This is a genomic window from Amycolatopsis echigonensis, assembly GCF_002846615.1.
GTDB classification, from domain to species: Bacteria; Actinomycetota; Actinomycetes; order Mycobacteriales; family Pseudonocardiaceae; genus Amycolatopsis; species Amycolatopsis echigonensis.
Genome location: NZ_PJMY01000003.1, coordinates 2723099 through 2735325, shown reverse-complemented (window position 1 = coordinate 2735325; position 12227 = coordinate 2723099). Strand labels below are relative to the sequence as shown.

The following is a 12227-nucleotide window of genomic DNA, read 5'->3' as shown; positions in this document are numbered from 1 at the left end:
GGCAGTGACGACCGTTCGTACGCCGACGCCGGGGGATGACGCCCCGCCCACCGAGGACGCCCCGCCCACCGGGAAAGCCCGCAAGTCCACCAAGGCGCGGGTGCTCGACGTCGTGCGCTGGGTCGCCATCCTCTTGGTGATCGGCTTCGCGGCGAAGAGCCTCGCGTCCAACTGGCACGAGTTCTGGCACACGCTGGCGGACGTCGCCTGGCAGTCGTCGGTGCTGAGCCTGGTGGCGCTGATGGTGTCGATCCTCGTGTCCGTCTGGGGCTGGCAGGTCCTGGTCGACCACCTGGGCGGCAAGCCGGTCGGCTACGCCCGCGGCGCGCAGATCTGCCTGGTCGGCTCGCTCGGCAAGTACGTGCCCGGTTCGGTCTGGGCGTACCTGCTGCAGATGGAACTGGGCCGCAAGGCGGGCCTGGCGCGAGCCCGGATCTTCACCGGCTCGCTGATCCAGCTCGGCCTTGGCGTCGTGTCGGCGCTGGTCGTGTCGCTGCTCGCGGCGCCGGCGCTCTTCAGCAACAGCCCGCGCGCGATGTGGCTGTTCGTGCTGATCCCGGTCGGCCTCGCGCTGCTGCACCCGCGCATCCTGAGCTGGGGCACGTCGCTGGTGCTGAAGATCCTGCGCCGCCCGCCGCTCGCCGAACCGCTCGGCTGGGGCGTGGTGCTGAAGGCGTTCGGCGCTTCCATGGGTGCCTGGGTGTTCCAGGGCGTGCACCTGTGGCTGCTGGCGAACTCGGTCGGCGCGCCCGGCTTCAACGGCCTGATCCTGTGCATCGGCGCGATGGCCGTCGCGATGACGGTCGGCACGTTCGCGTTCATCCTGCCCAGCGGCGTCGGCGTCCGCGAGGTCGCCCAGGTCGCGGTCCTCACGGCGAGCGGCCTGACCGTCGGCCAGGCAACGGCGTTCGCGGTCGCGTCGCGAGTCATGTTCACGGTCGCGGACCTGCTGACCGCCGGTTTCGCGGCGCTGGCGGCCAAGGTGGCGGCTCGACGTCCGGCTGAGGTGGACGCGGCCTGATTCAGGCATCCGAGGAGGTCGCCCGTACTCGGGCGGCCTCCTTTTTTTGCCTGCGCGGTGAGCACGCTGTTCGTGCTCGGGGTAACGAAATCCGGTATTCCGCGGATTATTCTCAATAGGGACATATCCCTAGCCGCTCGGCGGTGCCCGCGTTCGACAGCGGAACCCTTTCCGCGCCGCGATGAACTGATTGGTCGTGCTCCTTGACAGCCTTCCGGGCAAAGCATGCGAAGCGAAGACCGCGGATGTCTTCCTCGCGGTGGCTGCTGGCGCTCGGCGCGGGGACGATCGCCCTCGCGCTGGCAATCCCGTTCGCGCCGGTGCGGTCCGACCAGGTGGACGTGAGCTGGCCCAAGGAGGGGCAGCCGGCCTCGTCCACGGTCGCGATGTTCATGCCCTACCGGCCGTTGCAGCTCGACGTGTCGCTGGCCTGCTCGGCCGTGTCGGCCTCCGTGGGCTCGGGAGCGGTCACGGCGTTCGCTACTTTTCCGCCGGACGCGGACGGCGCACGCAAATGGGGGATGTCGCTCGTCACGCGCGACCAGCAGCTGTTCCTTGCGGTCGCCGACCGCGAACACGCGCTGGGAAAGGCACCGTCGGCGGATTGTTCCTACCGCCTGCACGCCGAGGGCCGGCAGTTGGTGGTTTCCGTGGCCGACGGTTCTCAGCTACGGGAGCTGACCCGGATCGACACTCTGGTCCCGCAGGTGGTCGCTTTTGTCACCGACCTGCCGCCCGCGCAGGCAGCGGACACAGTCTCGGCACACGCGCAGGCTGACGCGCGATTCCAGACCTCGCCCACGCCGCTCAAATCGATCCTCATGATCGGCTGCGCGCTCGGAGTGCTGGCGTGTCTGGTAGCCGGGTTCTGCTTCTTCGGCAAGCGTGACCGGCCCCGCGAGGTCGACGCGAGCAGGCGGCGGGCGGCCGACCTGGTGTGGACCGGGCTGGCCGCGGCCGGGATCGTGGCGTGGGGGATTCTTGGCCCGCAAAGCGTGGACGACGGCTGGTTCCTCGGCATGCACCGGAACTTCGGCGCCGCCGGGTACGCCGGTGATTACTACATGTCCTTGAACGCGGCAGAAACGCCCGCGGTGGGACTGCAGTATCTGTTCGCTCCGCTGTTCCATTTTTCCTGGTCGCCGCTGTGGTTGCGGATCCCGGTAATGCTTGCCGGCCTCGCGATGTGGGGGCTCGCGCTCGGCGTCGTGCGCCTGGTACGCCGCTATACCGACCGGCCGCGGGTACCTCATTGGCTGTTCGCCGCGGCGTTCTTCGTCGCCTGGATGCCCGGAGGCGCCGGACTCCGGCCAGAACCGTTCGTGGCGTTGTGCGTAGCTGTGAGCGGCTACGCTGCCGTTCGAGCGCATTTGACGCAGGCACCTGCCTGGCTGCTCGTGGGCGCGGTGGCGGCAGGGCTGTCGTTCACGGTGACGTCCACGGGCTTCCTCGCGGTGGTCCCGCTCGCCATCGGTCTCGTCTACACGTGCCGGCGGCTGACCGCCTTGCCCGACCGCGTCATCCTGCTCGTCCTCACTCTGGCCGCGATGACTGTCGCGGTACCGATCGCTTTCCAGGCCACCGGTCTCGGCGGTTTCCTCGACTCCGCCGGAGCGCGCTACTGGTACGGCGCGGACCTGAGCTGGCATCACGAGTTCAACCGGTACCAGATGCTGCTCGGCGGGGGCATCTCCGACGAGTTCCAGTTCGAGCAGCACCCGATGCGCAGGCTTCCGGTCCTGCTGGCCATCGGACTGACGGTCATCGTGCTGGCGCTACGGGTGCGGCACCGGGACGGGAGCACTTTCTCCGGTCCGTTCGGCTGGCCGTTCGCCTGGTACGGCCTCGGGCTCGCGACCCTGGTGTTCACTCCTACGAAGATCGGTTCGCACTTCTTCGCACTCGCGTTCTTCACCGTGCTCGTGCTGGCTTTCGGGCTGTCCGGACTTCCCCGCGCCTTCGCCAGGGAGCACGTCGGCTGGGTCTTCCGGCTCAGTGCGTTGTTCCTCGTCCTGCTGCTGACCAGCGTTGCCTTCAACGGCATCAACTCGTGGTGGGCCTACCACCGCCTGGGGATGCCGCAGCTGAACAAGAAACTCCTCCACGGCGTCCTCGCCAACCCGGTGCTCATCTTGGTGGCCGGCGCGGTGACGGCGGCCGCGATCATGCTGGTCGTTCGCCGGTGGGGAAGGGGCTCGCATGACGTCGCTCCCGCGCCGGTCCGCTGGATCGGCTGGACCGTTGTCGCGATCGCCGGGCTTTCCGTGCTGGTGATGCCGCCGCTTACCGCCGGGCTGCTCACCAAGGCCGCGGTGAACCAGCACAACCGCGGTGCCTGGTCCACGGTCGCGTCCAATCTCCATTCCGTGACCGGTTCGACGTGCGGTGCTTCCGACGCCATCACGGTCGACGGCACCGACCGGACGCTCAGCCAGGTCATCGCCGGGCAACCCGGACCGACCCTGGTGGACTGGCCCATTTCCTTCTGGTTCCCGTGCGCGCGGTTTCCCCAGCTCGCCGACGGTCTGCTCGAAGCTCCGGCGACCGTCGTCGTAGCACCGGGCCCGTATCGCTTCGACGGCGACCTCACGCGCGCCGCCAAACCGCACGGCGGTGCGTTCGCCCCGATGACCAAGGTCGCCGCCTACCGCGAACTCCCGTCGCGACTGGTCAACGACCCGGAACTCACCGGTCTCCTGCTCGCGGTCGACTACCGGTACCCCGTCGGCGCGTATGACGTCCGCAAGACCGTCGCCGATCAGCCTGGCTGGCATCGGGATCCCCCGTACGCCAGCCAGGATTACGTCGGCCAGGCCCCGCCCGGAGGCTGAACGGTTCTGGCCCTGGGCTTCGAGAGCCGGAAGCGCTCAAGCTCAGCGATTCACCTGGTAAATCACCGCGTCCTCATTGCGGTAGACCTCTTTCAGGAACGGCAGCCCGTCCAGTCCGATCAGGCCTTCGTTCGCGTACGCGGGCTTCGGCGGCGCGGCCGGGCGGCCCAGGATCACCCAGTGGACGTTGAGCCGTGCCACCGCGGCACGGACCGCCGGATCCGTTTCGTAGTCTCGGAAATGCGCGGCGAGCAGTACCGCGTCCGACGGCGGGCGGGAGCCGTCGTCGTGGGCGGCGACGGTTCGGACCCCGCTGAGGGCGTACGTCCACGTCGTGCCGTCGTAGCGGTCGTTCATCGCCCATTCGCCGGGCTTGGCCAGCTTGCCCAACTCCACCATCGCGCGTTCCTCGCCGGGCGTGATGTTCTGGGTGCGCGGATCAGGGCTGTGGTAGCCGCCGGCGACCACGTCGCTGTTGGTCCGGGTGTACAGGCCCTTCGTGACGCCGGTGAAAGCGAGCAGCACCACCGCGGCGAGCACGGCCGGCGGCACCCGCGAAGGCAGCCGTTCCTTCAGCCATTCGTGCAGCGCCGCGACGCCGTGGCCGGCGATGAACGACAGCGGCACGATCGCCATCGTGATGAACCGGTACGGGTCGTCCCACCACGGCCGCGACAGTGCCATCACCAGGGGCGCGTCCGAGGAGGACACCGCCATGTAGAACAGGCCGGTGATCAGCGCGGTCAGCCCGATCCAGCGCAGCGCGCCGAGCCTGCGGAAGAAGATGAAGCCGACGAGCAGCGCCGCCGACAGCCAGATCTGCGGGCGCGGCTCGAAGTGCTGGAACCCGAGCAGCGCGCCGAGCGCGGTCGTCGCCCGCCATTCGCTGGGCCAGCCGAGATATCCCCAGCTGCTCGCCTGTCCCAGCGCGCCGAACAACTGCAGCGACGCGACGAGAACCGACACCGCCGCGATCGGCAGCAGCGCCAGCAGATCCCGTCCGATCGAGCGCCACCGCTCGATCCAGCGCTGCACGAGCAGCGGCCCGGCGAACAGGATCGCGCCGAACAACGCGGACGAGTGAACGCACAGCAGGCCGATCGCCGCGACCATCAGCACGAAGCCGGTGTCCGGCGCGACCCGGTCGAGGTAGCGGCGCAGCACCACGGCGGCCAGCGGGGTCAGGGCGATGCCCAGCAGGAAGGGGAACAGCGGGCCGCGATTCATCGACTCGTACAGGCCCATCACCGGCGCGACCGACGCGAGCGCGACGGCCCCGGCCAGCACCGCGCGGCCGCGGAACGCCCGCACCATCACCACGAGCGAAAGGGCCAGCAACCCCGGCAACAGAGCGGTGTTGACGTCCAGGGTCAGCGGGATCGAGCCGCCGCTGAGCGTGTACTGCACGGAAGCGAGCAGGTGGTAGGCGTTGGGGTAGAACGGCGCGGCGCCGTCGCCGTACCAGTTCAGCTTGCTCATGCCGAAGAGGCTGCCGTCGCCGCTTTCGGCGATGTAGCGCACGCCGTTGGCCGCGTACGGGGCGTCGCCGCCCTGAGCGATCGCGCCGAGGTGGCCCATGCCGTGCACGGCCGTGTAGAACCCGATCGCCGTCGCGAGGACGAGGCACGCGCCGACTGCCCAGTTCGCCCGCGGTTCCCAGGCCCGAGGTTCCGGTTCGGGCGGCCACCGGCGCACGGTGAGCCGCCGGAGTCCGAACGCGACAGCGGCGAAGATCACCGTGGTCAGTGCGAAGGTCCAGGCGTTGAAGGGCAGGCCGATCGCCGCCGTCCACGGACCAGCGAGCCCGCCGATCGCGTAGCTCAGCAACGGGGTCAGCCCGGCCAGCAGCCAGCCGCGCAGACCGGCGGCGAGACCGGTGACGAGCCCGGGAATTCCGAGCACGAGCAGGCAACAGGCGATGCTGGCTGCCACGGACAGCAAAGTGGGTTCGCTCGGCACAGTCTTCCTCAGGTCACGGGGCATCCGCCGGCCCCCGCCGTGGCGGATTGAATTCGGACCCAGACTAGCGGGCACCCACATACACTCGAACGGCTGATGTCGGCGGAGCGCGGCCGCGCGCTTGACTGGAACCGGTGAGGAGCGGTCCGCCAGGGGGTCGGCTGGACGGGTGAGGGGCGCGGGAGGCAGGGGGCGCGTGGTTTACGCGGTCGTGGGGGGATGGCTGGCGCTTGCCGCGCTGGTCGTCGCCGCTTGGCGGCGAATGGGGCAGGACCGGCGATGGCGGGTCGCGGTTCTTCTTTTCGTTCTCGGGTTTTCGTTGCTGCATCAGCTGTTGTTCGCCACCGCGACCGAGGACGCGTACGTCAGTTTCCGGTACGCGCAGAACATCGCCGACGGCAATGGCCCGGTATTCACTATGGGCGACCGCAGCGAGACGTACGCGAATTTCCTCTGGCTCGTCGTGATCGCATTGCCGCGCGGCGCATTCGGCGCGGAAGTGCCGACGGCAGCCATGATATTGAGTTGCGCGGCGGCGTTGGGATGCGTGTTGACGGCGTATTTCCTCGCCAATCGCATTGCCGCGCTCGGTTTGCCGGAAGGGGTTGAGCCGCGGCGGGCGATCGGGGTCGCGGCCGCGTTGCTGACCGCGGGGGCGAACGGGCTCGCGGTGTACGGGCTTTCGGGCACTGAGCTGCCGATGTTCTCGTTGCTCGTGCTCTGCGTCGCGTACGCAGTGGTCGCGGGGCGGCCGGTGGTTGCCGGGGTGCTCGTGGCCAGCGCGGTGATGACGCGTCCCGAAGGGCTGGTGCTCGCTGTCGTCGGCGCGGTATGGCTCGTTTCAGCTGCCGCGCGAGGGCGGCATACCTGGTGGGCACCGGTCGGTTTTGTGCTGGGCGCATTGGTGTTCCTGGTTCCGTGGACGGCTTGGCGCGTCACCTATTACGACCGCTTCGTGCCCGCCGCGGAGCTGCCGTCCGGTCCCGATTGGCCGTATCTGGGCGGCTTCGCCTTGGCGCACTTGGGGTTTCTCGTCCCCGCCGCGGTCGTGGCGGGACTGGTCGCGGCCCGGGGACGCTCGGTCGAAGCCCGGTCGGCGTTGTGGTTGTTGCTGGCGCTCGCCATCGGCCACGCCGGGATCGTGCTGTTCTTCGAGAAGGATCCGGGACTTTCGTGGCGGCTGCTCGTGCCGGTGCCGCCGTTGCTCGCGGTCGCCGCGGTGGCCGGGTGCGGAATCCTCACTCCGGCGCCGAGGCCGGGAGCGGTTTCCCGGGCGGTTCCGGCGGTCGCCGCGGCGCTCACCGGGATCGCGGTGGCCGTTTCGGTGTTCAGCCCCGAGGTGCTGGAGCGCGTGCGGGCCTGGAGGACGCAGGGCGCGCAGCTGGCCGAGGTCGGCGACTGGCTCGCCCGCTACCTGCCGCCGGGATCCGTGGTGAGCGCCGGGTCACCAGGGCTGCTCGCGAGCCGCGCCGGTTCGAAGGTGCTGGTCGTCGGGCTGGACGCGGAACGGTCGACGGTCGCCGTGCCCGGCCGGTCCGGATACGCCAGCCGTCAGGATTGTGCCGACGACCTGCCCGCCTGGTACCGCGTCGCGACCTTCCGGCGCATCGGGACACCGTTCTGGATCTCGGTCTATCCGCGCGCCGACGACGCCAGCCAGCTCGTCGACGAGCTCGACCGCGCCCCGGACTTCCACTACGTGTCCTGCCCCTGAAGTGTGGCGGAGCCGACCCGCGCGACCTACCGGCGGGAAACCTACGGTCCCGTAGCCTTGGTCGCATGGCTGACTTCGTGTACCCGCCCGTCCTGGTTGCCGCGCGGCTGATGTTCCGGCTGCTCGACAACCGTCTCCGGGTGACCGGCGCCGAGAACGTCCCCGCGCGCGGCGGTGCGGTGCTCGCCTGCACGCACGTCAGCTACCTGGACTTCATCTATTGCGGCCTCGGCGCCCGTCCGGCGAAGCGGCTCGTGCGGTTCATGGCCAAGCAGGAGATCTTCAGCAATCGGATCGCCGGTCCGCTGATGCGCGGCATGCACCACATCCCGGTGGACCGCGCGGCCGGACAGGCGTCCTACGACGAGGCCGTGGCGCGACTGCGCGCGGGCGAGGTCGTCGGCGTCTTCCCGGAGGCCACGATCAGCCAGTCGTTCACCGTGAAGGACATCAAGACCGGCGCGGTCCGGATGGCCGCCGAGGCGGGCGTGCCGGTGGTCCCGATGGCGCTGTGGGGCACGCAGCGGCTGTGGACGAAGGGCCGTCCGAAGGACCTCACCCGCAGGCACGTGCCGATTTCCGTGGTGATCGGCGAGCCGATGCGTCCGGGCCCGGACGACTCGTGCGAAGCGCTGACGACGGACCTGCGGGCCCGGATGTCGGAGCTGCTGGAGAAGGCGCAGGCGGAGTACCCGGAGATCCCGGAAAGCGACGCCGAACGCTGGTGGCTGCCCGCCCACCTCGGCGGCAGCGCGCCGACGCCGGAGGAAGCCGCCGCGCTCGACCGCCGTTCGTGAGCGCCTAGAACCAGCGCTCCAGCACCTGAGCCACGCCGTCCTCCGCGGCCGGGCCGGTGATCTCGTCCGCCACGGCCAGGACGGCCGGGTGGCCGTTGGCCATCGCGACGCCGTGGCCGGCCCACTGCAGCATCTCGACGTCGTTGGGCATGTCGCCGAAGGCGATCACCGAGGACTGGGGCACGTCGAAGCGTTCGGCGATGTCCGCGAGCCCGGTCGCCTTCGTCACGCCGTGTGCGGAGAGTTCGATCAGCCCGCCCGACGACGAGTACGTGACGTCCACCGCGCCGTCGAGCACCGCGCTCGCCGCCTCGGCCATCTCCTCCGACGTCATCCCTCGACGGCTGACCAGCAGCTTGATCGCCGTTTTCCCGAGCACCTCCGCCCGCGGCGCGGTCCGGCTCTCCTCGTCGCCCCACGGGTTGTGGTACTCGGGCTCGATCACGAAGTTGCGCAGTTCGTGGTCGACCGACCCGGTGCTGATCCGTTCCGCCGCCAGCCGGCAGCCGGGCAGCGCCTTGTCGAGCGCCGAGGCCAGGTCGTGCAGCAGTTTCGGCTTGAGTTCGCCGTGCACCGCGACCACCGAATCGGTGCCGATGTCGAGCAGGACGGCTCCGTTGGCGCACACCGCGTACCCGGTCAGCCCGAGCGGCTCGGCGATCGGCGCGATCCAGCGCGGCGGGCGGCCGGTGCACAGCACGAACGGCACGTCACCGGCCAGGATCCGCTGGACGACCGCCACCGTGCGCGGCGTCACTTGTTCGCTGGGGCCGAGCAGGGTGCCGTCGACATCGGATGCGATCAACCGGGGTTTCTCCACCCGTCCCATTCTCCCGGTCGCCGCCCGTTCGAGCGAATGTCAGTGCCGGACGTTACGGTCGGCCTCGTGCGAGCAGGCATCGTAATTCTTCCTGAAGACCGCTGGTGGGCAGCCGAGCCGAAGTGGCGCGCGGCCGAGGAGTACGGCTTCGACCACGCGTGGACCTACGACCATCTCGGCTGGCGATCGCTGGTCGACGGGCCGTGGTTCTCCGCTGTGCCCACCCTCACCGCGGCCGCCATGGTCACCTCCACGATCCGGCTGGGCACCTTCGTCGCCTCTCCGGTCGCGCGGCACCCGGTGCCGTTCGCGCGCGAGCTGATCACCCTCGACGACGTGTCCGACGGGCGGTTCGTGCTGGGCGTCGGCGCCGGCGTGGACAGTTCGCGCTACGACGCGCAGGTGCTCGCCGCACCGGAGCTGACCGCGCGGCAGCGGGTCGACCGCTTCACCGAGTTCGTCGAGGCCCTCGACGGACTGCTGATGACCGACAACTTCGACTTCTCCGGCGAGTACTACGCCGCGCGCGGCGCGCGGAATCTGCCCGGCACGGTGCAGCGCCCGAGGCTGCCGTTCCTGGTCGCGGCCAACGGCCCGCGCACCATGACGCTGGCCGCCCGGTTCGGGGCGGGCTGGGTCACCACCGGTCGCGGCGGGGACACCCTCGACGAATGGTGGACCGGCATCGCGGAGCTGGTCCGCACGTTCGACCAGCGGCTCGAAGCGGCCGGCCGCGAACCGGCGGGCATCCAGCGGCACCTGAGCCTCGACGCGGCGCCGGTGTTCTCGCTCAGCAGCGTCGCGGCGTTCCGCGAGGCCACCGAACGGGCCCGTGAGCTGGGCTTCACCGACGTCATCGCGCACTGGCCGCGGTCGAGCGGGCCGTACGAGGGGCACGAATCGGTGCTGGAAAAGGTCGTCGAAGAAGTGCTGCCGGGCCTCAAGGCCGAATAAGCACTCGGGACCGCGGCCTTGCCCGGCCGCGGTCCCGAGGGTCACTTGATGATCGTGTAGATCTGCGCGCCGGGATTGCGGTAGACCAGCCGCAGGAAGTCGCTGCCCATGAGGTTCCGCAGCCCGGGGGCGATCTGCGCGCCTCTGGCGATCGAACCGCTGCCGACCAGCACGTGGTGCACCTTCAGTCGCTGCACCGCTTCGCGCACGCGGACGTCGAGGTCGTAGTCGCGGAAATGCAGCGCCAGGTACGTCGCGTCCGGCGAGATCGGGCCGCCGCCGTCGTAGTGGCCCGCCACCGGGTGCACGCCGGTCAGCGCGTACATCCACGCGGTGCCGTCCAGCCGGTCGTTCAGCACCTTCTCGTCCGCCGGGATGCCCATCCGGCCGAGGAAGTCCATGGCCGCGATCTCGTCCGGGCTGACCGGCGGCGTGACCTCGCCCTCCGGGCCGTTGTAGTACAGGAACGACACCGCGGTGGCGTTCGCGGTGCGGTAGAACCCGCCGGTCAGCACCGCGGTCACGGCCACGACGACCGCCGCCGCGGAGATCCCGAGCCTGGACACGACCTTCGGCCGCGCCTTCGCCCAGCTGACCGAGCGGATCAGCTGCGCGATCCAGCGCTGCAGTTCCGCCATGCCGTGCCCGGCGAGCAGGCACAGCGGGATCGCGGCCAGCGCCATCAGCCGGAACCGGTCGTTCCACCACGGCCGCGACAGCGAGATCACCAGCGGCGAGGCGCCGTAGGACGTGACCAGCACGAACATTCCGGACAGCCCGATCGCGGACACGATCAGCCAGCGCATCCGGCCGAGCGTGCGGAAGCTCAGCACGCCGACCACGAGCAGCACGGTGAGCCAGAGCTGCGGTTTGTGCAGCACCTGCTGGAAGGTCGCGAGCATGTTCAGCGCCGACATGACCGGCAGGTCCGAATTCCACGGCTGATACGGGTACGCGCCGTTGGTGAAGCCGATCGCGCCCAGGATCTGCAGCGCGGCGAGCCCGAGCCCGACCACCATGACCGGCACCGTGCGCACGATGTCGCCGCCGATCACACGCAGCCCGCCGCGGCCTTCGGGCACACCGTCCACTCGAAGCCCGCGAAGCGACCGGTACCAGCGCTGCAGCACCAGCGGAGCCGCGAAGAGCGTGCCGCCGAACAATGCGCTCGAATGCGCGACAAGCAAGCCGTCGACAGTGAGCGCGAGCACCAGACCGGTGTCGATGCCCGGGCGTACGAGGAAGCGCTGCAGCGAGACCACCATGAGCGGTGTCAGGACGACGCCCAGCGCGTACGGCAGCAGGCCGCTCGACACCGACTCGTACGCGCCCGTGGTGGCCGCGGAGGCGATGAGAGCCGCGCAGCCCGCGAAGACCGCCCGGCCGCCCATCTGGCGGACCACCGCGACCATCGACAGCGCGAAGATGCCCGCGACCGGCATGGTGACCGCGTTCAGCGTGACCGGGATGCTCGTCCCGGAGATCTGGTACACCAGCGCGGCGACCAGGTGGTAGCCGTTCGGGTAGAACGAGCCGTCCGGGTACCAGTTGATCTTGCTCATGCCGATGAGCGAGCCGTCGCCGGTGTCGGCGATGTAGCGGACGCCGTTCGCGTGGTAGACGGTGTCCCAGCGCTGGAAGACCGCGGTCGTCCCGCCGCGCGCGGACAGAACCACGGCGATCGACAGCGCCGTCGCCACCACGACGCACGCGGCGACCGACCAGTGCGCGCGGGTGCTCCAGACGACCGGGGGCTCCTCCGCGCCGGGGTTGATCCAGCCGCGCACGAGGCAGAGCCTGCGGACGCCCCACGCGACCCCCGCCAGTAGCACAGTGCAGACCGCGGCGGTCAAGACGTTGTACGGAAGGCCGACGGCCGCCAGCCACGGTCCGCCCAATCCGGTGACCGCATAGCTGAGCAACGGCGCCAGTCCGGCGAGGGCCCAGCCGCGCAATCCCGCGGCCCTCCCGACGATGCCGCCCGGGACCACCAGCACGGCCAGATAAGTGGCGACCGCGCCGAAATAAGTCCAGAAGGTGTCTGGTGCAGGCATGCTTCTCACTTGTGTAGTGCGGGTAAAACCCGGCGGGATGCCGAGGTCGGTTCGGGAGGCGGTCGCGCGACTGCGTA

General features: G+C 70.0%; 8 protein-coding genes. 5 read left to right on the top strand and 3 right to left on the bottom strand.

Annotation, left to right across the window (positions count from 1 at the left end; genetic code table 11):
• The first annotated feature begins 4 nt into the window (after positions 1-4).
• Together ATK30_RS17780 and ATK30_RS17775 are read left to right on the top strand one after the other, a co-directional pair.
• Entirely contained in the window at positions 5-1021 is a 1017-nt protein-coding gene (locus ATK30_RS17780; RefSeq protein WP_183122759.1) for a lysylphosphatidylglycerol synthase transmembrane domain-containing protein, read from the top strand.
• 245 nt (positions 1022-1266) lie between these two features.
• On the top strand, positions 1267-3852 hold the full coding sequence (locus ATK30_RS17775) for an arabinosyltransferase domain-containing protein (RefSeq protein WP_101436526.1): 2586 nt from the start codon (positions 1267-1269) through the stop codon (positions 3850-3852).
• Between the two features lie 42 nt (positions 3853-3894).
• Here the strand turns inward: ATK30_RS17775 and ATK30_RS17770 are convergent, their stop codons facing one another.
• The gene (locus ATK30_RS17770; RefSeq protein ID WP_312877374.1) at positions 3895-5784 is read right to left on the bottom strand and encodes a DUF6541 family protein; all 1890 of its coding nucleotides are present in this window, start codon (positions 5782-5784) and stop codon (positions 3895-3897) included.
• Positions 5785-6007: 223 nt separating this feature from the next.
• On the opposite strand from ATK30_RS17770, the gene ATK30_RS17765 reads away from it, so the two are divergent.
• The gene (locus ATK30_RS17765) at positions 6008-7525 is read left to right on the top strand and encodes a hypothetical protein (protein ID WP_101436524.1); all 1518 of its coding nucleotides are present in this window, start codon (positions 6008-6010) and stop codon (positions 7523-7525) included.
• A gap of 65 nt (positions 7526-7590) precedes the next feature.
• Positions 7591-8322 carry a lysophospholipid acyltransferase family protein gene (locus tag ATK30_RS17760; RefSeq protein WP_101436523.1) on the top strand — a complete coding sequence of 244 codons (732 nt, stop codon included), beginning with the start codon at positions 7591-7593 and terminating at the stop codon, positions 8320-8322.
• 4 nt (positions 8323-8326) lie between these two features.
• Here ATK30_RS17760 and ATK30_RS17755 read toward each other — a convergent pair whose 3' ends face one another.
• Positions 8327-9151: an HAD family hydrolase gene (locus ATK30_RS17755; RefSeq protein WP_244194644.1), complete on the bottom strand. Its 825-nt coding sequence runs from the start codon at positions 9149-9151 to the stop codon at positions 8327-8329.
• A gap of 57 nt (positions 9152-9208) precedes the next feature.
• Here ATK30_RS17755 and ATK30_RS17750 point away from each other — a divergent pair, with 57 nt between their 5' ends.
• A complete protein-coding gene (locus tag ATK30_RS17750; RefSeq protein ID WP_101440906.1) occupies positions 9209-10096 on the top strand; it encodes an LLM class flavin-dependent oxidoreductase in 888 nt (295 codons plus the stop codon).
• A gap of 41 nt (positions 10097-10137) precedes the next feature.
• On the opposite strand, the gene ATK30_RS17745 is transcribed toward ATK30_RS17750, so the two are convergent.
• Positions 10138-12150 (bottom strand): DUF6541 family protein, encoded by a 2013-nt coding sequence (locus tag ATK30_RS17745; RefSeq protein ID WP_101436522.1) that lies wholly within the window; start codon positions 12148-12150, stop codon positions 10138-10140.
• Positions 12151-12227 lie beyond the last annotated feature (77 nt).

What these genes read in the sequence shown, in the direction of transcription:
- ATK30_RS17755 (WP_244194644.1), bottom strand. Translation starts at nt 9,151, where the DNA reads ATGGGACGGGTGGAGAAACCCCGGTTGATCGCATCCGATGTCGACGGC.
- ATK30_RS17775 (WP_101436526.1), top strand. Translation starts at nt 1,267, where the DNA reads ATGTCTTCCTCGCGGTGGCTGCTGGCGCTCGGCGCGGGGACGATCGCC.
- ATK30_RS17745 (WP_101436522.1), bottom strand. Translation starts at nt 12,150, where the DNA reads ATGCCTGCACCAGACACCTTCTGGACTTATTTCGGCGCGGTCGCCACT.
- ATK30_RS17760 (WP_101436523.1), top strand. Translation starts at nt 7,591, where the DNA reads ATGGCTGACTTCGTGTACCCGCCCGTCCTGGTTGCCGCGCGGCTGATG.